Genomic DNA, 25549 nt, shown 5'->3' on the forward strand with positions numbered 1-25549 from the left:
CGCGTCTTGACCGAGGCTACTGCCCCAGCCCGTCGCGGCGGCACTTGCCCCGCTCGCCGGCTGTTGCCCCCGCTTTTCGTAGCGTCGAGCTTGCTCGACGGCTGTTGCCCCCGCCTCTCGTAGCGTCGAGCTTGCTCGACGGCGTTCCAGCAAGAGCCGTCGAGCAAGCTCGACGCTACCAAAGCCCTTCACCGCCCGTGTCCGGTCGTTCCGCCGCAAGGCCACGCCGCCCGAGTCAGGGCACCTCACCGCGCCGCCACGCGGCCGGGGTCATCCCGGTTTCCCGGCGCAGCGCACGGGTCAGCGCACTCTGTTCCGAATAACCCGCGGCCAGCGCGATCTGGCTGATCGGCGCGGTACTGGTCAACAGCTGGTGCTTGGCCCAGCGCAACCGGTTGGCACTCAGCCAGGCCTGCGGGCTGACCCCGAATTCCCCCAGGAACAGCGCATGCAGGCGACTTTCACTCACCCCGACAAACCCCGCCATGCGCGCCACCGGCCACGGCTGGCCCGGTTCGCGCTGCACCGCCGCGCACAGGCCCTGCAGCCGCGCACCACTGCCGGCCGGGGCGAACGCATGCAACAGCTCCGGCAGCAGTTCCGGCACCGCCTGCCCCGCCTGCACATGGGCCAGCCGCTGGCGCAGGCGCTGCGGCAGGTGCAGCCAGCGTTGCCGGCACAGGTGCTCCTGGGTGGCATCATCCAGCACACCCGGGCCGCAATCGACGATCACGAAACCGTTCGGGCCCTGCGCCATCTGGTCATGCGCCTCGCCAGCGGCCACGAAGGCGCCCTGCAGCAGATCCAGCCGGCCGCCGTGGCCTTCCATCTCGAACTGCAGTTCGCCCTGCAGCGGCAGCACCCACTGCGCGTAGTCATGCCGGTCCAGGCCGGTGGCCTGGCCGTAGTGCCGCAGGTGGAAGATCGCGCCCATCGGCGCAGTGTGCGCGTGCCGCCGGGTGGCTGCAATGCTGTCATCGGCCCGTGCTAAGGTCGGCGCCATCCACACCCACCGGGATCGCACGATGAAGGAACGTCTGCTGCCGATCGCCCTGGCGCTGCTTCTGGCCAGCCAACCGCTGCCCTCCCTGCGCGCACAGGAAGGACGCACGCCGCCCGCGCCGCACTGCGTGGATGCCCGCAGCGTGCAGCAGGTCGAACAGGATTCCGAAGGGTCCATCGCCGTGCGCGATGGCCGTGACCGCGCCTTCCGCATCGACTTCAGCACCGCCTGCCCCGGCGTGAACCAGGCCGAAGCACTGCGTCTGGAAGCGCCGCAGGGCTGGGCCTGCGGCACACCGGGCGAACAGGTGGTGGTCGATGGCCGCCGTTGCGCAGTGAGCGCAGTCACGCCCATCGACAACCGTACCTTCGCCCTCGCCGCGCATGAAAGCAGCCGCCAGTTCGCCGATACCCTGCCTACGGTCACGGTGGAAGCCAAAGGCACGGCGCGCCGCACCGACGATCGCGGCCGACACACCTTCCAGACCTCATCGGCCGTCTGCTTTGCCACCCGCCACGTACGTGGCTGGAGCGAAACCCCCGAAGGCGTGGTGGTGGAAACCAACCCGCGCCGCAACGGTGGCCACCGCTATTACACGGTTGAACTGGCCAGCAGCTGCTCGATCCTGGCCGGCGCCACCGAGGTCGATTTCCAGTCCGGGTTCCAGAACGGGCTGATCTGCGGCAACCCGCGCGATCGCATCGTGCTGCAGCCGTCGGGCATCGAGAACGATGCCCGCTCCTATGGCCCGCGCTTTGCGCGCCCGGGCTGCGACATCCTGGCCGTCTACCCGAGCGACAGCAAAGGCCCCGCCGCGCCCTAGCCGTCGGTGCCCAGAAACGCAAACGGCTTGCTGGGCTGGAAATGGGACAGCGCATCACCGGCAAAGGTGTTGCGCTGGTCCGGGCCCAAGTCCAGCTTCAGCACGGGCCCGGCGAAGTCGATCTTGTTCAGGTCGACCCAGAACGTATTGGGCGTGAGCGCCGATTCGAAGAAATACAGGCGCCGCTTGTGGTCGGCCACCGTGCGCCAGCGGGTGGACGAAATATTGGGCTCGCCCGGCGTGGTGATGCCGTAGGGCACCGATGCATTGCGGATCACGCTGAACACACTGGCCAGCGCCACCACCGGATCTTCGGCCTTGGGAATGGCATTGATGTAGAACGAGGCACGCGCGAAGCGGTCGGCCGAACGGTTGGTTCCGGGCAGCATCACGGTGCCGCCGATCTGCTTCCAGTAGGCGTTCAGGGCCAGCTGCTCATCGAAGATGGGCGAGTTGGTCATCACCTGGTAGCGGCGGTCGTGGTGGATCACCTGGCGTCCGCCGATGTACTCGACGATGGCGCTGTCACCGCTGGCATCGGACAGGGACAGGTGCAACGTGGCCTGGCGATCTTCGCCGGGCACCTTGTCGGTCACGATGGAATACGGCTCGCGTTCCAGCGCGGCCACCGCCTCCTGCACGGTCGCAAAGTTGTCCAGCACGTACTGTGCCCACAGCGAAATGGCCAGGCCCGGCTTGTTGCTGCGGCTCTTGGGGTATTCCGATTCCACCAGCCACAGCAGGTTGGCCACCAGACCCTTTTCGTTCATGCCATCAGTGGTGGACACGTCGTAGCCAGTCGCCACCACGCTGCCGTAGCGCGCCTTCCAGGCAATCGACTTCGGCCCGGCCTGGCCATTGCGTTCAATGCCCCGTGGCAGCACGTACAGGTTGGTGGCCACATCCACCTTCCAGTCCATGGAGCGGGCGGTGATCACATCACCGTTGTCGCCCAGGTACACCGCGCGCGTACACGCCAGTGCCGGTGAAACCGCCGCTGCCAGCGCCATTGCCAGCATCGCCCTGCCCTGCCACTTCATGCGCGCCATGTCGTGCTCCATTCCCCGGGGATCAGCCGATGAAAGCGCGGCGCTTGTGACCTGCGGGTGAAGTGGTGCGCCTGGGACGGGTGTTACAGCGACGGCTGCACGATCTGCGCCAGCAGATCGATGGCGGTCGGGCCGCCGGCATCGCCTGCCAGCGTGCGCGCGAAACCGGACCAGTCACCGGCGGCCAACTGCCGCAGCAGCGAAGCCTCGACCGGCAGCACGCGCATCGACCAATAGGGAAACTGCCGCTGGCCCAGATGCCCGCGCGCCAGCTCCATCAGATCGTGGTGACTGCCCGCGCGCAGGATGCGTTCGTACACCGAATCGATGCCATCGGGCGGACCTTCGATGTACTGCAGGAAGCGCTGGCCATCGTTGAGCAGCACGCCGGTGACCCCCGCCATCTTGTTGAAGCGTGCCGCGTCGTCCACCAGCGCGTGCATGCGTTCAACCGGAAGATCTGCCTTTGCCTGGCTGACATAGGCGATGGCGCACAGTGGCATGGGGCGTCCTTGACCAAAGAGACACCCACCGTAGCAGTTGCGGACGGATGCGTCTCAATCGCCGCCGGAACTTGCTGAAGAATTCAGGAAACGGCGATGGCGCGCCCATCCACGCGACGCGGCAGGATCGCTTCGAACACCACCTGGCCCGCCTCGTTGCGTGCGGTCAACCGCCCGTGATGCGCGCGCACGAACTGATCGGCGATGTACAAGCCCAGCCCCAGGCCCTTGCTGGGATGGAAGCTGGCCTTGAACGGTTCGAACAGGCGCGGCAGCAGCGCCGCATCGATCTGCCCGGCATTGCGCACGCGCAGGGTGACCGTATGTGCGTCGCGGCCATCGACCTGCACCTGCACCGCCGAATCACCGCCATGGGTCAACGCGTTGCCGACCAGGTTCGCCGCGATCTGGCCCAGCCGATCCAGGTCGCCCTGCAGGCCGCTGTCGCCATCCTGTTCGAACTGCAGCCGGGCGCTGCCATGCGCGCTGCCGGCCTCGGCCAGCACGGCACGGGTCACCTCGGCCAGGTCACACGCCGCCGCATCCATGCGCAACCCGCCGGTGCGGATACGCGAGAAGTCCAGCAGCTGTTCCACCATGCGCGCCATGCGCACCGTGCTGGCCTCCAGGTGCTTCAGCGTCTGCTGCGCCGACGCGTTGTCGGCCGGCAGCTCCAGGCTCAGCTTGTCCGCGCACAGCAGGATGGCCGACAACGGCGTGCGCAGGTCGTGGGTCAACACCGCGGCCATGGTCTCGTTGAGTTTCAGCGCCCGCTCCAGCGCTTCATTGCGGGCCTTCAGCAACTGGCGTTGCTGGTAGAGCTCGATGAATACACTCACCTTGCTCAGGATCACCTGCGGCGCCACCGGCTTGTGCAGGAAATCCACCGCGCCGCTTTCATAGCCCTTGAACGCGCGCACCGGATCGTCGGGCGAGGCGGTCAGGAAGATGATCGGCACATCGCGGCTGCGCTGCGAACCGCGCATCAGCTCGGCCAGGGTGAACCCGTCGATCTCGGGCATGTGCACGTCCAGCAGCGCCAGCGCCACTTCGTGCTCCAGCAGCAGTTCCAGCGCCTGGGCGCCGGAACCGGCCAGCAGCAGGTTCACCCCGTCGCGGCGCAGCAGCGCCTGCATGGCCACCAGGTTCTGCGGCACGTCATCGACGATCAGCAGGTTGACCGGGGACTGCGTCGGGGCAGGCTCGGGCGGCAGCAGGTTCATGCGAAAACTTCCTTCAGGCGACAGCACAATGTTTCAAGGGACAGCACGGCGTCAGCGCCGGCGTGCTGCAGGGCGGAGGCCGGCATCATCGACGCTTCGGCCTCCTCGGGGCATTGCAGCCAGGCGCGGCCACCGGCGCTGCGCACCGCGGCCACGCCTTCGCTGCCATCACTGCTGGCCCCGGTCAGCAGTACCGCCAGCACACCCGCACCGAACACCGCCGCGGCGGATTCGAACAGCGGATCGATGGCCGGCCGCGAAAACAGCACCGGCTCATCCATCGACAGCGCCACGGCCTCGGTGTCTTCCACCAGCAGGTGGTAGTCCGGCGGCGCGAAGGTCACCGTGCCCGGCTGCAGCGGCTGCTTGTCCTCGGCCTCGCGCAGGGCCACCACGCAGTACGGCGCCAGCACTTCGGCAATGCGGCTGCTGCGGTCACGCGGCAGATGCAGCACCACCAGCACCGGCACCGGCAGGCTGGCCGGCAGCGCGCCCAGCAGCTGCTGCAACGCCGCCACGCCCCCCGCCGAAGCGCCCACCACCACCAGCGCCGGACGCGGCTCGGCCATCAGGCCACCTTCCGGTACAGGCGGTGCTCGCGCGAGCAGACTTCGAACGCGCCATGGTGAATGCCAAACTGCAGTGATTCCTTGCTGCCCAGGCCCAGGAAGCCCCGGTGCACCAGCGCTTCGCGGAACAGCCCGACCGCACGGTCCTGCAGATCGCGGTTGAAATAGATCAGCACGTTGCGGCAGGACACCAGATGCACTTCGGAAAACACCGTGTCGGTGGCCAGGCTGTGGTCGGCAAACACCACGTTGCGGCGCAGCTGGCGATCAAACACCGCGCCATCGTAGGCGGTGGCGTAGTAATCAGACAGTGAACCGGTGCCACCGGCGGCCAGGTAATTGCGGCTGAACTGCGCCAGGCGGTCGATGCCATAGGCACCAGCCTCGGCAGTGGCCAGTGCCTCCGGGTTGATATCGGTGGCGTAGACGATGCTGCGATCGAGCAGGCCTTCCTCGTGCAGCAGGATCGCCAGCGACCACACCTCCTCGCCCGTGCTGCAACCGGCCACCCACAGCTTCACCGACGGCCAGGTGCGCAGCACCGGCACCACCTGCTCGCGCAGTTCGCGGAAATACGCCGGGTCACGGAACATTTCCGAGACCTGCACGGTGAAGAACTGCATGGCCTGGGCGAACAGCTCCGGCTCGTGCAGCAGGCGGTGCTGCAGGTCCACCAGGCGCTCGCACTCATAGCGCTGCATGGCCTGGCGCACCCGCCGCCGCAGCGACGAGATGGCGTAGCTGCGGAAGTCGTAGTGGTAGCGCTGGTACAACGCTTCCAGCAACACTTTCAGTTCCAGGTCGAACAGCGCATGTTCGTTCATTGCCGCGAGCACCACACACGGCACAGCGACACCAGCTTGTCCACGTCGATGGGCTTGGCGATGTAATCATTCGCGCCGGCCTGCAGGCAGCGCTCGCGGTCATCGGGCATGGCCTTGGCGGTCAGCGCGATGATCGGCAGGTCCTGCAGGTGCCGCTGCGCACGGATTTCGCGCATGGCAGTCAGGCCATCCTTCTCCGGCATCATGATGTCCATCAGCACCAGATCGACCTCGCGCTGGGCCAGGCGGTCCACCGCTTCCTGGCCGTTGCGCGCGATTTCCAGGCTCACGCCCAGCGGTTCCAGCACGCTGGACAGGGCGAAGATGTTGCGCACATCGTCCTCGGCCAGCAGCACGGTGCGCCCGTCCAGCACAGTGTCGCGGCGGCGTGCCTCGCGCAGCAGGCGCTGCTGGTCACTGGGCAGGCTCGCTTCCACGCTGTGCAGGAACAGGGTCACTTCATCCAGCAGGCGCTCGGGCGAACGCGCGCCCTTGATGATGATGCTCTTGGAATAGCGGCGCAGGCGCTGCTCGTCTTCGCGGCTAAGCGCGCGGCCGGTGTAGACGATCACCGGCGGGAAGCCGACGTCATCGTTGCCGGCCATGTGTTCCAGCAGGTCGTAGCCGCTGCCGTCGGGCAGGGCCAGGTCCATCACCATGCAATCGAAGGTGACCGTGCTCAGCTGCTGCAGCGCCTCGGCCTGGGTGCCCACGGCCACGATCTGCAGCTGGTCGCGGCCCAGCAGCAGTTCCAGGTTGTGGCGCAGGTCGCTGTCGTCTTCCACGATCAGCAGGCGGCGCACGTCGCGCTGGCTGGTCTGTTCCAGCTGCTCGATGGCCGCCACCAGGCGTTCGCGGGTGGTCGGCTTGATCGCAAACCCGATCGCGCCCAGCTCGCGCGCCACCTGGCTGCGATCCATCGCCGACACTACATGCACCGGAATATGGCGGGTGTCGGGATTGCGCTTCAGTCGTTCCAGCACGCTCAGGCCGGATACATCGGGCAGGCCGATGTCCAGCAGGATGCCATTGGGGCGCAGCTCGACGGCCAGTGCCAGCGCTTCTTCGGCCGTGGTGGCCACCACGCAGTCGAAGTCCAGTTCGTGGGCCAGCACCACCAGCGCTTCGGCGAAGGTGGCATCGTCTTCCACGGCCAGGATCAGCCGGCCGCCGTGGCGACGCTGGCCACGATCATCGGCCACGGTGCGCACCGGCGCGGCAGCGCCATGGGCAACCCCCAGCTGCGGCGCGGGCGCATGCACCGCAGCCGGCGCAGCGGCAATGGGCGCAACTTCAGCCGGCGCGTGCGGTACCGATTCGGCCACCGCGGGGGCGCCCTGCAGCGGCAGCTCCAGGATGAAGCAGCTGCCCCGCCCCGGTTCGCTGTCCACCTGGATATCGCCGCCCATGCGCTCGGCCAGGTCGCGCGAGATCGACAGGCCCAGGCCGGTGCCACCGTAGCGGCGGCGGGTGCTGCCATCGGCCTGGCGGAAGGCCTCGAAGATGGCCTGCAGCTGGTCGCGGGCGATGCCGATGCCACTGTCGGCCACTTCGAAACGCACCCGGCCATTGCCGCCGGCGCGCACGTGCAGGCTGACCTTACCGTGCTCGGTGAACTTCAGCGCATTGGCCAGCAGATTCTTCAGGATCTGCTGCAGGCGCTGGCTGTCGGCTACCAGCTGGGTCGGTGCCAGCGCATCGGCTTCGATCTGCAGGGCCAGGCCCTTCTGCCGTGCCATCGGTTCGAAGGTTTCGCGCAGGCGCTGCAGCACGCTGTCCACCACCACCACTTCGTCGGCCAGTTCGACATGGCCGGCTTCGATGCGCGACAGATCCAGGATGTCGTTGATCAACGCCAGCAGATCGTTGTTGGACGACAGGATGGCGCGCGCGTACTTCACCTGCTCCTCGGTCAGCGTGCCGTCCTTGTTATCGGCCAGCAGCTTGGCCAGGATCAGCGAGCTGTTCAGCGGCGTGCGCAGCTCGTGCGACATGTTGGCCAGGAATTCGGACTTGTAGCGCGAAGTGGCGGCCAGCTCGTTGCTGTTGCGCACCAGCTGCCCCTGTGCGACCAGCAGCGCCTGCTTCTGCGCTTCCAGTTCGTGGGTGCGCTCTTCCAGCTGCACGTTGCTCTGTTCCAGCTCGGCCTGCTGCTGCTCCAGGTGGCCCTGCGACTGCATCAGGCTGCGGCTCTGCTCTTCCAGCTCTTCGTTGGCCACGCGCAGTTCTTCCTGCTGCGCCTGCAGTTCCTCGCCCTGGCGCTGCGATTCCTCCAGCAGCACCACCAGCTGTGCACGCAGCATCGAGGCGCGCAGGGCCATGCCGATGGTTTCGCCACAGCGCTGCAGCAGTTCGGTGTCCAGCGCGGCCTGCTGGCCCGGGCTGGCGCGGCCCAGTTCGATCACGCCCACCAGGCTGCCATCGCTGCTGATCGGCGCCAGAATGCGCTCGCGCACGGCAATGCGGCCCAGGCTGGACTGCAGCTCCAGCGCCTGCGCGTCGCCACCACTGAGATGCAGCACCCGGCCATCGCGGGCTACCTGGCCGAGCAGGCCTTCCTGCAGGCCCACGGCGCTGGCAATGCCGGTGGGCAACGCGACCCCGCCGGTCAACTGCAGGCGGCCGCCTTCAAGGCGGTACAGCGCGCCCACCTGGGCCTGCAGCTGCACGGCCAGGCTGGACATGGCCGCCTCGGCAATCTGTTCCGGGCCCAGGTCGCCACGCAGGCTCAGGGCCACTGCATTCTCGGCTTCCTGCAGCCACAGCGCGCGCATGGCCTGGCGCCGGGCCTCGATGGCGCGCGACACGATCAGCGCGATCATCAGGAAGGCCACGCCGCCAATACTGCGGTTCACGAACGAGAACGCGGAATTGCTGCTGGCCGGCGCCACGTTGTAGCCGATGGCCAGCAACCCGCAGGCGATCACCGCCACCATGAACGGGACCCGCGCGCTGCGCTGGAACACCGTCACGCCCACGGCCATGAAGTAGGCCAGCCAGACCGCGTAGCCCAGCGGCACCACCAGTTCCATGGCGGCGGTTGCCGCAAGCAGCACGGCTGAAGCCGTCCAGACCCAGCGGTCACGCGTGGTTGCACCAGGACGCATACAGGTGGTTTCCAGTCGGCAAAAGGGGGATGAGGATACCCCGTGTCGCATTCAGCCGCATACGACGAATGGCACACGCCGCGCCTGCACATATCCTTCACGCTGCGCTGCCTAGGGTCTGCGCCCTTACAGGGGCTTTTTCTATTGACGTGGTCGCTGCCGCATTCACGGATTCCGCACTGACGGATCCCTCACGACAATTGCGATTGCTGATTGACAGCGTGCATGACCATGCGCTGTACCTGCTCGATCCCGACGGCATCATCTGCAGCTGGAACCCGGGCGCGCAGCGCATCAAGGGGTTTGCCGCCGAGGAAGTCGTCGGCACGCATTTCGGCCGCTTCTACCTGGACAAGGATCGCGACGCCGGTGAACCGCAGCGCCTGCTGCAGCTGGCCGCACGCGAGGGGCACCATGCCAGCGAGGGCTGGCGGCTGCGCAAGGACGGTTCTTCGTTCCGCGCCAGCATCGTGATCGAACCGGTGGTCGAACAAGGCCAGCTGCTGGGCTTCGTCAAGATCACCCGCGACATCACCGAAAGCTGGCAGGCCCAGCGCCTGCTGCGCGATGCCCAGCGCGCGCTGCGCCAGACCCAGCAGTTCGAGACCGTGGGCCGGCTCAGCCGCGGCCTGTCGCATGAATTCAACAACCTGCTGACCACCATCGGCAACGCCATCGACCTGGTCTCGCTGCGTGTGGGCCAGGACCCGCGCGCGCAGGAGCTGCTGGCCAGCGCCCAGGCGGCCACCGACCGTGGCGCCCTGCTGACCCGCCAGCTGCTGGCGTTCAGTTCCGGGCAGACCCTGGTACGCGACCGGGTGGACATCAATGCCTTGATCGGCGGCCAGTTGGACGCCCTGCGGCGCAGCTGCCCGCCCGGCATCGGCCTGGACACGTCCATGACCCTGGACCTGCCGCCGCTGTGCCTGGACCGGGCGCAGCTGGAAACCGCGCTGGCCAACCTGGTGGCCAACGCCGCCGAAGCCACCCCGCCCGGGGGCCGGGTGCGGGTGGCCACCGCACTGGAACGGCGTCTGGACCCCGATGCCGACCGGCACGTGGAGCGCGCATACGTTACCCTGCGTGTCCACGACGAGGGCCGTGGCATGGCGCCGGAGATCGCCGAGCGCGCCAGCGAGCCCTTCTTCACCACCAAGGACATTGGCAAAGGCAGCGGCCTGGGCCTGAGCCAGGTGTTCGGTTTCACCACCCAGAGCGGCGGTTTCGTCGACGTGGCCACCACCCCCGGTGTTGGCACGACGGTCAGCCTGCTGCTTCCTGCAATAGAGGACTCCACCCATGACCGATGACCCGATCCGCGTATTGATGGTGGAGGACCAGACCGATCTGCGCGAGATGATCGGCCTGGCCCTGCGCGATTTCGGCATCGACGTGGAAACCACCGCCGACGGTCACGAAGCGGTGGCGCTGCTGCAGAGCGGCACCCGTTTCGACGTGGTGTTCAGCGATATCAGCATGCCCAACGGCATGTCGGGCATCGAACTGAGCGAGCACGTGGCCCGCGACCAGCCGCACGCGCGCATGATCCTGTCCTCCGGCTACGCGCGCTCGCAGCTGCCGCCGCTGCCCGACCAGGTCGAGTTCCTGCCCAAGCCCTACCGCCTGCGCCAGCTGGTGGAACTGCTGCAGCAGCACTGATCCCGCAACGGCCCGGTAGAGTCGAGCTTGCTCGACTGCTCCTGGCTCCTGCCCCATCCGTCGAGCAAGCTCGACGCTACAAAAGCGCCTCGCGTCGCTCCGGCGTGCGGCCGATGTTCCGGGCGACCTCCGTCGAGCAAGCTCGACGCTACGCCGCGCCGGCGAACGTCTCGTGATTGAGGTCCACCCACCCCGTCCACATCAGCTGTATGCCAATGCACAGCAGCACGAACGCCACCAGCTGCTGCATCACCACCGCACCGGTCGGGCCCAGCCGCGTCACCAGAAAAATGGAATTACGCAGGATCAGATAGATCACGCCCACCACCAGCAGCGCCCCACCCACCGCCACGATCACACCCGACAGCAGATGCAGTGGCGTCACCGATTCCACGTGCGTACCCAGGGTGATGCACGCGGCAATGGTTCCCGGACCGGTGGTCAACGGGAACGTCAGCGGAAAGAAACTCTTGCCTTCCAGTTGCGCATCGGCAATCGCCTCGGCCTGCTCCTGCGCCGGGCTGGGCGGGTCGTCAGTACGCGCGCCGAGCATGCGCCAACCGGCGGCGGCCACCAGCAAGCCGCCACCGATACGCACCACCGGCAGGGAAATGCCGAACAACGACAGCACATAGGTGCCGACCAGCATCGCCAGCACGATCACCACGAAGCTGTTCACCGCGATCTGCCGCGCCAGCTTCTTGGCCATGGCGCGGCGGTTGCCCACCGTGGAAACGAAGATCGACGCCGTGCTGAGCGGATTGATGATCGGCAGCAGGGTGACCGGCACCAGGATCAGTTCACCGGCCAGGGTGACAAGCAGGGTGGGCAACTGCACGGGCGCCTCCGTGTGGCTGGGCGGTTACCAGCGCAGGAACAGGGTGACGCCGAAGATGATCAGCACCACGACCAGCACCAGCCACAGGCCGTGGCGCTGTCTCCAGGTGGGCTTGGGCGTACCAGGGGTATTCATGGCGGAAATCCTTGCGTGGAAGGGATGACCGCAGCGTGCTGGACGCCGTGTGCAGTGGGCGTGGAGACGGGTTGGGTACTTCAGAATGGGTAGGATTGAACGGCCGCACCGAGTCATATAGCTTTCAGGCTCAGCTGTCCCCTGAGGGTACATTCGTGAGCGGCATGAATCTGCTTGGATTGCTGTTGATGCTCGGCCAGGACGCTGCTCCGCCGACTACCGCCGACGTTTCCCAGAAAGAGATTGCTGTGGCTGCTGCGGAAGCGGTTGAATCAGCCAGAATCTATGCCAACTGCGCTGGCTGGTGGGATTTCCTGGCCACGCACGAGCGGGAAGCCGGGCGACCCGCGTCCGCCGAGCAGTTCAAGAACCTGGGAAATGGCGCACAGACTGCCGCATTGTGGCTGCATGGCCAGGCATATGCTCTGACCGCGACCAAGCCTGCCCGCTACAAGACGTGGTTACCACTCGTTGCGCCTTTACGGGAGGGCGCGGCCATCAGAGCCGCGGCCATGGCCGAACATGGGAAAATCGACTTGGTGCGATCTGAGCTGCAGCGATGTGAAACCTTGCTGGAGAGCCAGCAGCGAGCCATCGACAGCATCCGCAATGACACTGTTCAACAGGAACTGGATGCCGCCGGTTCGGGCGACTAGTCCGGGGCCATTGCGCAACGAGGCGGGTGCCCGGGCTTTTCTGCTGGACTAACCGTTGTGACGCAGGTGGATCAAGGGATACGGACGACCTTGCGAGTCACACGCTGAACGGCCGGTCTCGATGAACCCCATCCGCAGGTAGAAGCCAACCGCCTGGGCGTTCTGCTCGTTTACATCGGTCGTCAGTTGCTTGTGCGCAGACAATCCATGCAGCAACAGCTGTCGTCCAATGCCGGTGCCACGGACATCAGGATCGATGAACAGCGCTTCCATATGCGAACCGTCGATCAGCATGAAGCCGTACGGCCGATCATTCTGATCAACCGCCACGGTCATCGGCGCTTGGGGCAGGAAAGCGGCGACCTCGACATCAATCGCCTGGCGGTCCTCAGCTTGGAGAAAGCCGTGGGTCGCGTCAACCGAGCGACGCCACAGATCAACCAAGGCTGCGCCATCGTCGGCGCGCGAGGAACGCAGAATGTACATATGCCAGCTCAAGGTGCTTCGAATCTGGTGACCCCGGCCCGATTCGAACGGGCGACCTTCCCCTTAGGAGGGGGGCGACTCGGCCATACGCGGCAAGGGTGGAGGGACGTTTTGTGCCAAAGCTGTGCCAAATTCGCAGATCGGAACCCGCAGGTCAACCCAGGCCGTAGCGACGGAAGCTCGTCAGCAATCCATCAGTTTCATTGAACTACTTCTAACTCCTGCTCCGCGATGCGCCCCGCCGCGCCGCTGGTTCATTTTTACCGAGAAGCGCCGTCTCCGCTTCAATTGCGGAGCACGCCGAGGCCCCTCAGAAGCCAAGCTGCGGCTGCTAAGGTATGCTCTACCCTCATGCGTTGAGTCGCCGGCCATCTGAATCCAGGCAAGGAAATGACAATGGATGAAGTAAAGAAGCTAGAACAGGCAAGGAAGTCGCTGCCGCATGTACTCAATGACACCGCCCCCCTTGAGAGAGATGATTATTTCAAGATAGGACTGTTCATCCAGACGTACTGCTTTGCAGATCTTGAGGCAAGGCGGATCATCAACCTGCTGGAACAGATTCAGTCGGGGAAACCCGCCTCGTATGCTTTGAAGCTCAACGACAAAGATACTATCGCCCACCTCAAGCGTCATGCGGCGGAATGCGTGTGGAACAAAGATATATCGGAAGGACTGGGCAACGCGGCTGAGATCTTGGACATGCACCGGACGATCAGGCACATGTTTGCTCATTGGTCAGGTCGCCGGATACCGGCGCACGACGCCTATATCTTCTTCACAGCAAATTTTGCGGGTCAGAAAATTCCAGATGGGACTCCCAAATTTGAAGAACATGAGGAAGCGAATATGCAATACGCATTGATGCCAATACCTAATTTAGAGCAGGAACTTGAAAAACTGAAGGGGCACGTCCAATACATGACAAACATTGGGCGTCAGCTAGAGGCGAAGGTTAGCGATATTGCCGAGCAGTTCAGAGAAGACAGGAATCAAGGGAAATTCTGATTCATAACGTCTGGAATAAGTTTGGAAGGTAGAGCGCCCCTCCACAACTGGCGATCATTGAGGTGCCGTTACCGACGCCGAAGCGCGGGTTACCTTTGCACTCTGCCGGGGAAGCACAGCTCCAGCGCCTACTTTGCGCCGACAGACGGAGAATCGAGCGGCGGCTTAGAAGTCTGCCTGACTGTGGAACGGAATCAAAGACTTGCTTTGACTTCATTTCTGGAGCAAGCCAGTCGAGGCACTTGCGCCACAAGGCGGGGTGCCCGGGTTTTCTGGAGCCAAATGGGTCAGACGGTGCGGTTCCAGCGCGGACGCCCTGCCCTCACCCAGGTCTTCATTGGATCTTTTGTCCTCGGCTTGGTCACCACCGGCGCCCGCCGCGGTTCCAGCGCCGCCATCACCCGGGCGGACGCAGCAGCAGCCGCCTCGTCCAGACGCTGGGTCTGCTGCTGTTGCTCGCGGGTCGGGGGCAAGCCCGGCAGAGGCGTGGCCGGCGCGATGGGCGTGCTATCGGTAAGGCGGTCCACGGCCTCGCGCAGCGGCAGGCCCGGGTAGAGCCCCACCGCACACCAGTGCTCAGCCAAGCGCCTATCCTAGCGCACGCTAGCAGCTGTCACGAACCGTCCCTGCTCGGCGTCCCTACCTTTGAGTGGACCGACTCCGGCCCACACTTAGAGGAAAAGGACGTTAGAAATGAACCGAGCGAACTGGTTTGTGGTCTCTCCCGAGGGTGCCAAAGCGGTTGGACAGCTCCATCACTTTGTGACCACCGGCACATCGTTGCCCTCAAAATTGATCCACCTGGTGTTCTTGCGCGTTTCCCAACTGAATGGATGCGCGCACTGCATAGACATCCACACACGCGATCTACTCAAGGAAGGCATGCCCTTCGACACAATCACCCTTCTGCCTGTTTGGCACGAAGCCGCGTACCTGTTCTCGGAGCAAGAGCGCGCCGCGTTGGCATGGTCTGAGGAAGTGACGCTTGTCAGCGAGACCCACGCATCTGACGAGGCGTATCAGGCCGTGGCCGCAGCCTTCAGCGAGAAGGACCTTGTCGATCTCACGCTCACGATCGCGGCAATGAACGCGATCAATCGGCTAGGCGTGAGCTTTAGGCTTAAGCCCCGTGCCAAGCCCGCTACCGAGTAACGACACCGGCGAGCGCTGGGCATTGGCCCAGCGCCGCGTCAGCGCCGCTTTGATCCGACTTTTGCCTCCCTCAACCGAGCCTTAGCGGGATCCGTCAGTCTGGGCTTGGTCTCCGCCGGCGGCCGGATCGGCTGCAGCGCCGCCATCACCCGGGCGGACGCAGCAGCGGCCGCCTCGTCCAGGCGCTGGGCCTGCTGCAGTTGCTCGCGCGTCGGAGGCAGTCCGGGGAGTAGCGCGGCCGGCTCAATGGGCGTGTTATCGGTCAGGCGGGCCACGGCTTCGCGCAAGGGCACGCCCGGGTAGAGTCTGGCAGCACACCAGCGCTCAGCGAAGCGCTTGCCCTGCCGGACGCTGGCCACGCGCACATCTTTCACCTGCCAGAACTTCTGGCCTTCCATCCAGAGGCGGACGCCTGGCCGGCCAACTGGCACCACGCTTGCCGTCTCCCGCCCGTTGTACCAAAGCGCCCAGCGATCACCCGTCTGGACCCATCCAGACGGAATCGGGGCGGCGCGGATGCCTTGGTAGCTGCTGGGAGTGAGCATGCTCGGGAGCATACGCCCCGGGGTCGCAGGGGCTGCGACGACGGCTCAAATCTGGCCAAGATCCCGTATGAACGATTGGCCTAGGCTAAGAACATCGGCCAGCGCGCGCCCGCCCGCAGCGCGCCTCCCCGTGGCCTTGTTGAGCCATGCGGCCTGAATGCGGGCGGCCGCCAGAACGGCGTCCGGCGCAAAGCTGTCGGGTCTCACCTGCATGGGCTCCCCGGGAGAGGCGAGCCCACCCACAAGCGGCTGAACCGTCGCGGCCGCGCCGCTGTCGCTTTTCGCATAGGCGGTAGCCACCATGCGTCCCGCCTGGGGTGACCAGCCACCCAGTACCAGGTCGATACCGAGTGCCTCCTGCGGTATGCCGGCGTCGAGAGCCGCTCTCTCATAGGCCGGCCACAACTGATCCACCACCAAGCCACGCTCCTTACCCAGCTGCTCGCCGATTCCTTCGTCCTCGTCTGCCTGATCGGCATCGCCTACTTCGGCTGGTCCAGCATCGGCGACACCCGCCGCAACTGGCCGGCGTTCCGCGCCGAGATGCAGCGCAAGAGCGCCGCCCGTCGCCGACCAGCCCTGCCGACAGACGACACGCACTGAGCAACCGCCCGGCCGGCGCAACTGGCTGGCAATCCATCCTAGGAGTCCAGCATGCGCAACCAGCTCGAATTCTTCGATCACGCCCCAGCCCACGTAGCAAAGGCCAACCGCACCGCCACGTCAGGTCCTGTCCGTCAACTCCTCGTACTTGGAGTAATCGTACGGTTCAACACCGCCATATGCGCGAAAGCGGTTCGCAAAGTCGATGGCCAGGCCGAGGAATACTGCCAGGTACTTGCGGAAAAGTTCTATATCCTCCTCGTTCCCTGTGTACGAAAAACTCGGCACTCCGCTCAAATTTGGGATCGGCGAACTAACCACCATCGGCAGGAGATCTTGACTCATCTGGTTGATGGTTCGGTTGTAACCAACCAGTGTGGCGAGATCATCGCCAATTTCGTCTCGAAGATTTGGAATTCGATCGAGCACTTGCTCTGTACCTGGCAGAAACGAGCCACCCGCTGCCCGCAACGCTCGAACAAGAGACCCAACACGGTACTTGGAAGCTGTGCCCTGACCATTACTGCTCACGCGCCTTTCGCATCGCTTTATTTGAATCGCAAGTTGAACAGGAAGTTCAGAGACTTCGTGCAAGAGCAACCTGACGACAATACGCGCGTTAGCTTCGCGATTGTCCACCGCCTCTTGATGCTGCTGAGCCGCAATTCGTGTCGCCTCCTCGGCGATCTCAGCCGCTCGCTTGGAGGTGCGGTGAGCGAGCATCGCTACCACAGTCGTGGCCACTGCTGCTCCGACACCTACACCAACGGCAGCCCAGTCGGCCACGTTCCCCCAGTCCACTGCGAGCGGGCACATCGCCATCGCGTAATCCCCCTGTCCATGCTGGAACCGATTCTGCCATGACTTACATCCATTCGAACCAGAGCATGGCCGCCATGAACGACAGCGGGGCGGTGGGCAATGGCTGACCATCCGCGTTCAGGGATGGTCGATCAACTCCCGTGCGAGCTTCGATCCGTACTCGAAAGCCTCCTGGACACTGTTGAATTCTTCGCGGTGTCCGTCGGACAGTCTGCGGCTGGGGAACCCATCCACGTAAACCGCCTGAACCGCAATTTCTCCGGTATCGAACTGCCAAATTTCCACGTCGAAACCAATTCCCTTGTACTCGCCGTCCCGCGTGTAGTGCTGAATGCTCTCCATGACCGCCTCTCGAGTGGTGACGCGGCGGATGCTGGCCGAACTTCCAGCGCGGATCAAGTGGGGGTGATCCATGGGTAAAGGCATGCCCATTGGCTTGTGCTGCGTCTGCGATGATCCGCTCGACCTCAGTGATGCCGGTGTCTGCAAGACCTGCGGCAACGGCCTCTGCTGGAACGAATGCGGCAACTGGCACCGAGGCCAGCACACCTGCTCCAACTGCGGCGAAGACGATGCCGAAGAGGACGATGACAATGTCTGATTCCACCAGCGTTATGGACTTGGACGTTGCGCGCGAGATAGCCGCGTCAATGATCGCCAGGTGGGTTGCACGCGGCTGGTCGCGCCAGACCATCCTCGGCTGCCCCTTCGAATACGGAACCACGGCATGCCGGCGGGGGTTCTACGTCATCAGATCTGGTGGCAGCGCGGTCGCCCTGATCGCGTTCGCCCCGTTCGCATTCACCTGTTTCAGCGAAGCGAACGGGCGCGGCGGCATCTTCTCTATCCGCGATCTGCCGCCCCCTCTTTCGGACCGCGCGCACGCGGGTACCGAAGAACTGCAGCCGTTCCAGGCTGGAGACAAGGTGTGGTCCTGGTACAAGGACGAGCCCAACGCGAACTCTGGCCCTCCTGACCTGCCGGGCCAGGCCACCAGCTGGCGCCGTAGGCCACGGCTGTTCACTGTGCGCAGCGCAAGCGGACCGCACACCGAAAGCGGGTTCTGCGCCGGCCGGCCGCACTACCTGGTGAAGCTGCGCTATCAGGAAGGCCCATCTGCCGACCACTACAAAGCCGGCAATTACGACCTGGGCCCGATCAGTGGTCGCCCGTGGCAGATGCGCGCACGTGGCGAGTACCTGCAGCTCGCACAGCGCGCGCCCAGCGCCGGCAGCGGCAGTGGCGGAGAACGTCGTGCAGTTCAACCTCAGCCTAGTCGAACAGACCGCCGGCAGGAGGAAAGCTGCTGGAGGTGCCCATGGGAGCCGCTGAAAAGCTGGACCTGTCCGGCAAAGACTGGCTCACAGTCTAGGAAGCTGCCCACTACTGCGGCGTCTCCAATAGCCAGTTTAGGAAGAACGCCATGGGCTAGGGGCTCACGCCCCGCCGCTTCATGGGAAAGCAGTTGTACAAAAAGGCGGCGCTCTATGCCGCGATTGAGGGCGCAGAGGAATGGCAAAGGTTTGACTCTACTGGCGGGGCAGCAAGGCCTACCTCGACTGGCCGGAAGGCGGCGAGCGCTTTCGTCGGTTCATTGGGCAACCTGACGCCTGTGAGGCGGAGAGAATTCGTGCCGCGAAAGAAGCCGAGCTGACGCACGGGGTGCGGATCCTGGCGCGCTTGCCCAAGGTTCGCGACTACTTGGAGTGGTATCTGGACTGGTACGAGGCCGGGCACCCGACCACGATTTCAAAGGCCAAGAGCGAGGTGACGCGCTTCATCGAGCGCTTCGGCCACCGGCCGATCGACAGCATCCGCGCGGTCGAGGTTGAACAGTACAAGCGCGCGAGGCTGATGGACGACAAGGCTGCAAAGGAAACTGTGGGGAAGGAGATTCGACGGCTGAAAGCGGCCTTCAACCGCGGCGTCGAATGGAAAGAGCTGGACGTGAACCCGCTGTCCTCAGTGAAGGCTCCTCGTGGGGTGCGGAGCGTGGCAGTCAAGTTCTATGACCGGGCGGCAATGGGTCGGCTGTATCGCGCGAACCCTGGTAGGGCGCCGCTGTGGCTCTTCATGGCCCACACCGGGCTGCGGCGGGGCGAGATCATCGGCCTGGAGAAAAGCTCAGTCGTGGCCGACCGTCTCTTCGTGGAGAGCGATCCGAATGAAAGCGGCGAAGGCCGGACAAAGTCAGGTAAGTGGCGGGAGGTTCCCCTCAACCGCTAATGCAAGGTGGGCCCTCCGTCACCTGCCTGACCCGCTGGTTACGGTGCACAAGGACACCGTGTCAGACTGGTTCAAGAAAGACTCGGAGGCGGCAGGTGTTGGTGGTCACCTACATAGGCTCCGCCACACCTTCTGCGCTCATATGGTGATGGCTGGCGTGCCATTGCGTCGTGTGCAAGTTCTTGCGGGTCATGCAGACTACGCGACAACTGAAAAGTACTACGCACATCTAACTCCAGATGGCGATGAGATGGCCGTCTCTAGATTGCACTACTGATTAACATACATGCTTAGAGCTAACGACGCTCTAATGGAAGTGCGGAATCATAAATCGTCCACTCTGGCGAGCCAGGCGAAGGGTCGACAATAGCCTTCGCTTTTTCGATGAGAGCAGCGGCAATCTCACTCTGACGCACAAAAAGCTCGCCCTCGAGCGGCTCTTCATGTGGTACGGCGGCCGGAAAAACGACGTTCGTGTGGCCCGGGTACTCCTCTGGGGTGTACTCGAGCCCAAGACTCTCGCTTAAATAATCACCAGCAGTCAGTGCAGCCACACCCCAATAGAGGTTGCTACCTGTGTTGCCAATAGACGCACATCTGGCTTTAACCTTAGCGTCGGGATCTTCCCTATCCAGCCACCGGATAGTGGAGAGCTTAGCGTGCCCACGTTGGGGCCGAAAAGCAGCAGAGGTCAAGGAACCCTTCTTGTAGAAATGGGGAGTCTTCAAAATCCTGACAATCAACTCATCTTCCATGAAATCCCCTGAACTACTCACCACACCCTCGTTATGTAGATAAGCCCATTTCAGTCCCAAGTATCTTGGCAGACCCGCAACTACGCGGCTTCTTCCCATGCATGCTTCATAGTGAACAGGACGGTGCGAGGGTCTTCTGCCTTGGAACTATGCGCAATTGCACGAGCCAAGTCGGACATCCCCAGTTCTGGCACCCTCTCGTTATCGCCTGAGCATGACGTTCGGCGGGGATAGCCAGGGGATTTGTCAACGACAATCCAAGAGTGGCGAGTCTTGCCGATTTCCAGCTCAGCACGCCCAGTCCGCCAGCGCCACGCAAGCGTAATTGTTCCATTGGGATTAGGGTAAGCAATGGGGGTAGACATCGTGCCACCCATCAATTCTACGAATTGAGTAGCCGTAGAAATAGCTTGAGAGGCAATAGGCGCCGCGCCCTCTCCATCCCAGTCTTCCGGAAGATCCCTAAATCCCCTGATCTCAGACAAAAGTGTAATCTTCGAAGCGAAAGCGTGAATGCTCCTCGTTGCCTCTAACGCCTGCGCCACCGCAACGCCACTTGTAAAGACCGATGACTGGAAGGTCGAAAAAATGGCGGCGGCCGAAGTCAGTCCGCTGATCGTCGACGCCAAATCAGGAATAGCGCCAGCAAAGGTTGCTGACGAACCAACTCTTGCGCCTAAAATTTCGAAATTTTCGACCTGCATTTCAGCCTCCCAACCCAAGGTTGGCGCTAACGCGAGCGCTTCGATTGACCATTTCGAAGAATGTCTTGTGAGCAACCGCTTGCAAATCATCGAACGACGTCATCACGTCTTCAACGGACTCCGCCTTAAGTGCCGACGAGATGATGGTGGTATTCATTACGATTCCAGGCTTGTCGTGGAGCCCGCCTTCGCCAACGTCCAAGGCGAGCTCTCGACCATTCGAGTCCTTACTTGAATAAAAGAATCTCATGGAAGACGCGCTGGTGTCAGTCGAAAAATCTTTAGCCGAATCAAGCTCTTGGTACTGCAAACCCACTACGTCCGCGAAGAACTCAGTAGCGGTCAGGCCTGCAAGATGAGACTCATTGAAGAAATCAATGTACTTCACCACACACCACACCTCAGCCTTGCTGGCCAAGGGAGAGACCGCATTCAAAGCCTCAACACCCTTTTGCAGCACGTCGCGGAAGCTCGCCCAAGATGTGTAAGGGGCCAATCCATTGGTCGTAAATATGCCTACACCGAGTTGGTAGAGAGTATTGAAATCGCCCTCACCTAAGCGGTATCGGTATGCCACGGTTCCACCGGGCTGACCTGGAATCCCTTGTGGCATCGTGCGTTCAAGTTGGTTGTACCCAAACTTGCCCACCTCTATCCCGAACTTGATGTATTCGGATTCATTTGCAAATGCAAAAGGCGCGGGATGGATTGGGCTCCCCTCACCCCACCGCAGTTCGGCGATTACTTCAACGATCGGTGCGTTTGTCATTGCGACTATCAGTCCGGATAGTAGGTTGGCGTCATGCCAGAGGTCGATCCATTGTACGGATCCACGGCCTACGAATAGCATGCCGTCGACGAGCTGCCTAGAGGGGCAAGGGGCTCTCCGCAGCAGGGTCTAAGTGCCTAGGAGGCAGCGGCCCCTCACCGGACAGCATCTTCCGCTCACGCATCCCATCTGCCTCCTCTGTGCCAACTGTGCCAAACGAAGCGAAAAATATCGCTAAAAACGGCAACCCGACACAAGCAACGCTCGCGTAACCTATTGATTCATGGTGACCCCGGCCCGATTCGAACGGGCGACCTTCCCCTTAGGAGGGGGACGCTCTATCCAGCTGAGCTACGGGGCCATGCAGCCGCCAAGTTTACAGGCAAGCCCCCTGCCCTCCAAGCATTCATGTTTCCCATCCCCCAACTCCCACGCCCGCTGGCGCGCCGCACCATGGGTATCCGGGCGGCTCTGCTACCATCGGCGGTTCAGTCCGCTGCATCCCCCACCTGCCCGCGGCGGCGCCTACAACGTAACGAAATACAGGAGTCTGCATGTCTTCCGAGCTGCTCAAATCCCTTGGCCTGGACGCGATCAACGCCGGCACCTACCTGGGCAACGGGGAATGGTCCAACGCCAATGGCGGTGAGCTGATCACCCCGGTGAACCCGACCACCGGCGAGGCCATCGCGCAGGTGCGCGCCACCACCGAATCCGAGTACGAAATCGTCATCGCCCGTGCGCAGGAAGCCTTCAAGGTTTGGCGCACCACCCCGGCCCCGCGCCGTGGCGAGGCCGTGCGCCTGTGCGGCGAAGCGCTGCGCAAGCACAAGGACGCGCTGGGTTCGCTGGTTGCGCTGGAAATGGGCAAGAGCAAGCCCGAAGGCGACGGCGAAGTGCAGGAAATGATCGACATCGCCGATTTCGCCGTGGGCCAGAGCCGCATGCTGTACGGCTACACCATGCATTCCGAGCGCCCCGGCCACCGCATGTACGAGCAGTACCACCCGCTGGGCCTGGTCGGCATCATCTCGGCCTTCAACTTCCCGGTGGCGGTGTGGAGCTGGAACGCCTTCCTGGCCGCCATCTGCGGTGATATCTGCATCTGGAAGCCGTCCAACAAGACCCCGCTGACCGCCATCGCCTCCATGCGCATCTGCAACGAAGCGCTGCGCGAAGCCGGTTTCCCGGACATCTTCTTCCTGGTCAACGACGCCGGCACCGCCCTGTCCGAGACCCTGGTGGACGACCGCCGCGTGCCGCTGATCAGCTTCACCGGCTCCACCCAGGTCGGCCGCACCGTGAATGAAAAGGTGGCCCGCCGCCTCGGCCGCTGCCTGCTGGAACTGGGCGGCAACAACGCCATCATCCTGGACGAAACCGCCGATCTGAAGCTGGCCGTGCCGGGCATCGTGTTCGGTGCGGTCGGTACCGCCGGCCAGCGCTGCACCACCACCCGCCGCCTGATCGTGCACCGCTCGATCTACGCCGATGTGCTGGCCACGCTGGTGAAGGCCTACAAGCAGGTGGAAGGCAAGATCGGCGACCCGACCGATGCCGCCAACCTGATGGGCCCGCTGAACAGCGAAGGCGCCGTGCAGCAGTTCCTGGATGCCATCGCCCAGGCCAAGGCCGCCGGCGGCACCATCGAAACCGGTGGCACCCGCATCGACCGCGCCGGCAACTTCGTGCTGCCGGCCATCGTGTCGGGCCTGAAGAACAGCGACGCGGTGGTACAGCACGAAACCTTCGCGCCCATCCTGTATGTCATGCCGTACGACAACATCGATGAAGCCATCGACATGCAGAACGGCGTGCCGCAGGGCCTGTCCTCGTCCATCTTCACCGCCAACCTGAAGACCGCCGAGAAGTTCCTGTCGGCCGCTGGCAGCGACTGCGGCATCGCCAACATCAACATCGGCACGTCCGGTGCGGAAATCGGCGGCGCCTTCGGTGGCGAGAAGGACACCGGCGGTGGTCGCGAATCTGGTTCGGATGCGTGGAAGGTCTACATGCGCCGCCAGACCAACACCATCAACTACTCCGATTCGCTGCCGCTGGCCCAGGGCATCAAGTTCGATCTGTGATGGCCAACGATTCGGCCATGGCCCAGGGTCGGATCCCCGCAGGGGCTCCGACCCTCGACCTCAGCGGCCGCCGGGTACTGATCGCCGGCGGCAGCAAGGGCATCGGCCGTGAACTGGCGCTGGCCTTTGCCGGCGCCGGTGCCCAGGTATCGGTCTGCGCGCGTGGCCAGGCCGGCCTGGATGCCCTGCAGGCCGACGCCCAGGCCCAAGGCACGCCGCTGCACACCGCCTCCGTCGATCTGGCCGTCCTCGACCAGATTGACGCCTGGCTGCACGGCGCCGCCGAGGCACTGGGCGGTATCGACGTGCTGGTGAACAACGCCACCGGCTACGGCATGGCCGACGATGAAGACGGCTGGGCAGCCAGCCTGCAGATCGACCTGATGGCGGCGGTGCGTGCCTCGCGGCTGGCCCAGCCGTGGCTGCGCGCCTCTGCAGATGCCTGCATCCTGAACCTGTCGTCCATTGCCGCGCAGCAACCGCGCCCGGGTGGCGCGCCGTATGCCGCGGCCAAGGCCGCGCTTTCGCACTACACCACCTCGCAGGCCCTGGCGCTGGCCCCGCACCGCATCCGTGTGAATGCCATCGCCCCCGGCTCGATCGAATTCGCCGACGGCCTGTGGGATCGCCGCCGCGTGGAAGACCCCGCGCTGTACCACGGCACCCTGGCCAAGATCCCGTTCGGCCGCTTCGGCCAGCCGCAGGAAATCGCCAACGCCGCCCTGTTCCTGTGCTCGCCGCTGGCACGCTGGATCACCGGCCACGTGCTCAACGTCGATGGCGGCCAAGTGCTGATGGGCTGACCTTGGCCCTGGTAGCTGCCAACCTTGGTTGGCGATTCGCATCGACCAAGGTCGACGCCTACCAGAGCGTTCCCCGCCGCCCTTGGGCTTGGCCACCCGCAGGCACTATCATGTGCACACTGCCAAGGAGGACCCCGATGAGCGTGGCACCCCGACAGACCAGCACCGTGGCCGTGCTCAGCCTGGTGCTGGGCATTGCAGGCTGGACCGTACTGCCGTTCGTGGCCAGCATCGTGGCCATCATTACCGGGCACATGGCCCGCGCCGAAATCCGCCGCCGCCCCACCGATCTGGAAGGCGATGGCCTGGCCCTGACCGGGCTGATCCTGGGCTGGTTGAACGTGGGCATGGTGCTGCTGGGCATCCTGGCCTTCATCGCTTTCTTCGGCGGCCTGGCCTGGCTGGCCGCCATGTCGAACTGACCGCCATGAGCGCTTCTGACAGCACCGAACGCTTCAGCAGCCGGGTAGCCGACTACGTGCGCTACCGGCCCGACTACCCCGCCGCCCTGATCGACTGGCTGCATGGCCCGATGGGCGTGCCCACCGCGGCCCTGGTGGCCGACATCGGCGCCGGCACCGGCATTTCCAGCCGCCAGTTCCTGGCCGCCGGCCACCCGCTGGTGGCGGTGGAACCCAATGCCGCCATGCGCGCCGCCGCCGAACAATGGCTGGCGCCGCAGTACCCGCAGTTCCGCGCCGTCGATGGCCGTGCCGAAGCCACCGGCCTGGCCGATGCCAGCGTGGATCTGGTGTCTGCCGCCCAGGCATTCCACTGGTTCGACACCGTAGCCGTGCGCGCCGAGTGGCAGCGCATCCTGCGCCCCGGCGGCCTGGCCCTGGTGTACTGGAACTCGCGCCTGCTCGACGCCAGCCCGTTCCTGGTCGGCTACGAGCAGTTGCTGCTGGACTTCGGCACCGACTACACCGCCGTGGCCGAGCGCTACCAGGACGATGCCACCATGCAGGCCTGGTTCGGCCCCGGCCTGCGCGGCTGGGTGCAGCTGCCCAACGTGCAGCACCTGGACCTGGACGCCCTGCGCGGCCGCCTGCTGTCGTCCTCGTATGCGCCGCAGGCCGGGCACCCGCGCCACGATGCCATGCTGGCCGCCTTGCAGGACCTGTTCGCCGCCCACGCCGTGGACGGCCAGGTCGCCTTTGAATATCAAACCCGAGCCTTCCTCGGCACGCTGGACTGAAA

30 protein-coding genes and 1 tRNA gene are annotated in these 25549 nt (G+C 64.3%); 13 read left to right on the forward strand and 18 right to left on the reverse strand.

The window, feature by feature from the left end:
* Positions 1–235: 235 nt before the first annotated feature.
* Entirely contained in the window at positions 236–934 is a 699-nt protein-coding gene (locus G4G00_RS03300; protein WP_164271525.1) for an AraC family transcriptional regulator, read from the reverse strand.
* Positions 935–1025: 91 nt separating this feature from the next.
* Here G4G00_RS03300 and G4G00_RS03305 point away from each other — a divergent pair, with 91 nt between their 5' ends.
* Positions 1026–1826 carry a DUF6491 family protein gene (locus tag G4G00_RS03305; RefSeq protein ID WP_164271188.1) on the forward strand — a complete coding sequence of 267 codons (801 nt, stop codon included), beginning with the start codon at positions 1026–1028 and terminating at the stop codon, positions 1824–1826.
* Here the strand turns inward: G4G00_RS03305 and G4G00_RS03310 are convergent.
* From G4G00_RS03310 to G4G00_RS03335, 6 genes are all read right to left on the reverse strand, one after another.
* On the reverse strand, positions 1823–2875 hold the full coding sequence (locus G4G00_RS03310; protein WP_108757708.1) for a linear amide C-N hydrolase: 1053 nt from the start codon (positions 2873–2875) through the stop codon (positions 1823–1825). The genes G4G00_RS03305 and G4G00_RS03310 overlap by 4 nt on opposite strands.
* Positions 2876–2958: 83 nt before the next feature.
* A complete protein-coding gene (locus tag G4G00_RS03315) occupies positions 2959–3378 on the reverse strand; it encodes a BLUF domain-containing protein (RefSeq protein WP_108752934.1) in 420 nt (139 codons plus the stop codon).
* Positions 3379–3461: 83 nt separating this feature from the next.
* A complete protein-coding gene (locus G4G00_RS03320) occupies positions 3462–4601 on the reverse strand; it encodes a hybrid sensor histidine kinase/response regulator (protein ID WP_108752933.1) in 1140 nt (379 codons plus the stop codon).
* Positions 4598–5170: a chemotaxis protein CheB gene (locus G4G00_RS03325; protein ID WP_108752932.1), complete on the reverse strand. Its 573-nt coding sequence runs from the start codon at positions 5168–5170 to the stop codon at positions 4598–4600. Before G4G00_RS03325 ends, G4G00_RS03320 begins: the two co-directional genes overlap by 4 nt.
* Positions 5170–5994: a CheR family methyltransferase gene (locus G4G00_RS03330; protein WP_164271191.1), complete on the reverse strand. Its 825-nt coding sequence runs from the start codon at positions 5992–5994 to the stop codon at positions 5170–5172. The genes G4G00_RS03325 and G4G00_RS03330 overlap by 1 nt, the downstream gene beginning before the upstream one ends.
* Positions 5991–9101: a response regulator gene (locus G4G00_RS03335; RefSeq protein ID WP_108752930.1), complete on the reverse strand. Its 3111-nt coding sequence runs from the start codon at positions 9099–9101 to the stop codon at positions 5991–5993. The genes G4G00_RS03330 and G4G00_RS03335 overlap by 4 nt, the downstream gene beginning before the upstream one ends.
* Positions 9102–9250: 149 nt before the next feature.
* Here G4G00_RS03335 and G4G00_RS03340 point away from each other — a divergent pair, with 149 nt between their 5' ends.
* Complete coding sequence (locus G4G00_RS03340) at positions 9251–10411, forward strand: ATP-binding protein (RefSeq protein WP_234414687.1); 1161 nt, start codon at positions 9251–9253, stop codon at positions 10409–10411.
* A complete protein-coding gene (locus G4G00_RS03345) occupies positions 10401–10760 on the forward strand; it encodes a response regulator (protein ID WP_108749445.1) in 360 nt (119 codons plus the stop codon). Before G4G00_RS03340 ends, G4G00_RS03345 begins: the two co-directional genes overlap by 11 nt.
* Positions 10761–10908: 148 nt before the next feature.
* Here G4G00_RS03345 and G4G00_RS03350 read toward each other — a convergent pair whose 3' ends face one another.
* Positions 10909–11598, reverse strand: coding sequence for a MarC family protein (locus G4G00_RS03350; RefSeq protein ID WP_108752928.1), 690 nt, complete (start codon positions 11596–11598; stop codon positions 10909–10911).
* Between the two features lie 299 nt (positions 11599–11897).
* On the opposite strand from G4G00_RS03350, the gene G4G00_RS03355 reads away from it, so the two are divergent.
* The gene (locus G4G00_RS03355; protein ID WP_164271194.1) at positions 11898–12389 is read left to right on the forward strand and encodes a hypothetical protein; all 492 of its coding nucleotides are present in this window, start codon (positions 11898–11900) and stop codon (positions 12387–12389) included.
* Between the two features lie 48 nt (positions 12390–12437).
* Here the strand turns inward: G4G00_RS03355 and G4G00_RS03360 are convergent, their stop codons facing one another.
* Positions 12438–12875 (reverse strand): acetyltransferase, encoded by a 438-nt coding sequence (locus G4G00_RS03360; RefSeq protein WP_108752926.1) that lies wholly within the window; start codon positions 12873–12875, stop codon positions 12438–12440.
* 396 nt (positions 12876–13271) lie between these two features.
* On the opposite strand from G4G00_RS03360, the gene G4G00_RS03365 reads away from it, so the two are divergent.
* A complete protein-coding gene (locus G4G00_RS03365; protein ID WP_164271197.1) occupies positions 13272–13883 on the forward strand; it encodes a hypothetical protein in 612 nt (203 codons plus the stop codon).
* A gap of 287 nt (positions 13884–14170) precedes the next feature.
* Here the strand turns inward: G4G00_RS03365 and G4G00_RS03370 are convergent, their stop codons facing one another.
* Entirely contained in the window at positions 14171–14467 is a 297-nt protein-coding gene (locus G4G00_RS03370) for a hypothetical protein (RefSeq protein ID WP_240336073.1), read from the reverse strand.
* A 109-nt stretch (positions 14468–14576) separates the two neighbouring features.
* Here G4G00_RS03370 and G4G00_RS03375 point away from each other — a divergent pair, with 109 nt between their 5' ends.
* Positions 14577–15035, forward strand: coding sequence for a carboxymuconolactone decarboxylase family protein (locus tag G4G00_RS03375; protein ID WP_125437895.1), 459 nt, complete (start codon positions 14577–14579; stop codon positions 15033–15035).
* A gap of 38 nt (positions 15036–15073) precedes the next feature.
* On the opposite strand, the gene G4G00_RS03380 is transcribed toward G4G00_RS03375, so the two are convergent.
* The 4 genes from G4G00_RS03380 to G4G00_RS03395 all read right to left on the reverse strand — a co-directional run bounded on the left by G4G00_RS03380 (position 15074) and on the right by G4G00_RS03395 (position 17404).
* Positions 15074–15433 carry a hypothetical protein gene (locus G4G00_RS03380; RefSeq protein WP_343161367.1) on the reverse strand — a complete coding sequence of 120 codons (360 nt, stop codon included), beginning with the start codon at positions 15431–15433 and terminating at the stop codon, positions 15074–15076.
* A 192-nt stretch (positions 15434–15625) separates the two neighbouring features.
* Positions 15626–16264, reverse strand: a complete 639-nt coding sequence (locus G4G00_RS03385) for a hypothetical protein (protein ID WP_164271161.1) — start codon at positions 16262–16264, stop codon at positions 15626–15628.
* A gap of 39 nt (positions 16265–16303) precedes the next feature.
* Positions 16304–16969, reverse strand: a complete 666-nt coding sequence (locus tag G4G00_RS03390) for a hypothetical protein (RefSeq protein WP_164271202.1) — start codon at positions 16967–16969, stop codon at positions 16304–16306.
* Positions 16970–17122: 153 nt separating this feature from the next.
* Complete coding sequence (locus G4G00_RS03395; RefSeq protein WP_164271205.1) at positions 17123–17404, reverse strand: hypothetical protein; 282 nt, start codon at positions 17402–17404, stop codon at positions 17123–17125.
* Between the two features lie 13 nt (positions 17405–17417).
* Here G4G00_RS03395 and G4G00_RS03400 point away from each other — a divergent pair, with 13 nt between their 5' ends.
* The 3 genes from G4G00_RS03400 (at position 17418) to G4G00_RS21885 (ending at position 19508) form a co-directional block, all read left to right on the forward strand.
* Positions 17418–17606, forward strand: a complete 189-nt coding sequence (locus G4G00_RS03400) for a hypothetical protein (protein WP_164271207.1) — start codon at positions 17418–17420, stop codon at positions 17604–17606.
* Between the two features lie 1079 nt (positions 17607–18685).
* The gene (locus G4G00_RS21880) at positions 18686–19231 is read left to right on the forward strand and encodes a hypothetical protein (protein WP_240336074.1); all 546 of its coding nucleotides are present in this window, start codon (positions 18686–18688) and stop codon (positions 19229–19231) included.
* Positions 19170–19508 carry a site-specific integrase gene (locus G4G00_RS21885; RefSeq protein ID WP_240336075.1) on the forward strand — a complete coding sequence of 113 codons (339 nt, stop codon included), beginning with the start codon at positions 19170–19172 and terminating at the stop codon, positions 19506–19508. Before G4G00_RS21880 ends, G4G00_RS21885 begins: the two co-directional genes overlap by 62 nt.
* Before the next feature lie 19 nt (positions 19509–19527).
* Here G4G00_RS21885 and G4G00_RS03410 read toward each other — a convergent pair whose 3' ends face one another.
* The 4 genes from G4G00_RS03410 to G4G00_RS03425 all read right to left on the reverse strand — a co-directional run bounded on the left by G4G00_RS03410 (position 19528) and on the right by G4G00_RS03425 (position 21820).
* The gene (locus G4G00_RS03410; RefSeq protein ID WP_164271210.1) at positions 19528–19986 is read right to left on the reverse strand and encodes a hypothetical protein; all 459 of its coding nucleotides are present in this window, start codon (positions 19984–19986) and stop codon (positions 19528–19530) included.
* Positions 19987–20066: 80 nt separating this feature from the next.
* Complete coding sequence (locus tag G4G00_RS03415; protein ID WP_164271213.1) at positions 20067–20690, reverse strand: hypothetical protein; 624 nt, start codon at positions 20688–20690, stop codon at positions 20067–20069.
* A 1-nt stretch (position 20691) separates the two neighbouring features.
* Positions 20692–21459 (reverse strand): TIGR04255 family protein, encoded by a 768-nt coding sequence (locus G4G00_RS03420; protein ID WP_164271216.1) that lies wholly within the window; start codon positions 21457–21459, stop codon positions 20692–20694.
* A gap of 284 nt (positions 21460–21743) precedes the next feature.
* Positions 21744–21820 (reverse strand) — tRNA-Arg (locus tag G4G00_RS03425).
* A gap of 193 nt (positions 21821–22013) precedes the next feature.
* Between G4G00_RS03425 and G4G00_RS03430 the strand changes: the two genes are divergently transcribed.
* From G4G00_RS03430 to G4G00_RS03445, 4 genes are all read left to right on the forward strand, one after another.
* On the forward strand, positions 22014–23546 hold the full coding sequence (locus G4G00_RS03430; RefSeq protein ID WP_108752925.1) for an aldehyde dehydrogenase family protein: 1533 nt from the start codon (positions 22014–22016) through the stop codon (positions 23544–23546).
* 17 nt (positions 23547–23563) lie between these two features.
* A complete protein-coding gene (locus tag G4G00_RS03435; RefSeq protein WP_234414686.1) occupies positions 23564–24349 on the forward strand; it encodes an SDR family oxidoreductase in 786 nt (261 codons plus the stop codon).
* Between the two features lie 137 nt (positions 24350–24486).
* Positions 24487–24771: a DUF4190 domain-containing protein gene (locus tag G4G00_RS03440; RefSeq protein WP_108752923.1), complete on the forward strand. Its 285-nt coding sequence runs from the start codon at positions 24487–24489 to the stop codon at positions 24769–24771.
* A gap of 5 nt (positions 24772–24776) precedes the next feature.
* Positions 24777–25547 carry a class I SAM-dependent methyltransferase gene (locus G4G00_RS03445; protein ID WP_108752922.1) on the forward strand — a complete coding sequence of 257 codons (771 nt, stop codon included), beginning with the start codon at positions 24777–24779 and terminating at the stop codon, positions 25545–25547.
* Positions 25548–25549: the final 2 nt, after the last annotated feature.

Source organism: Stenotrophomonas sp. B1-1 (genome assembly GCF_010894375.1).
Classification (GTDB): Bacteria; Pseudomonadota; Gammaproteobacteria; order Xanthomonadales; family Xanthomonadaceae; genus Stenotrophomonas.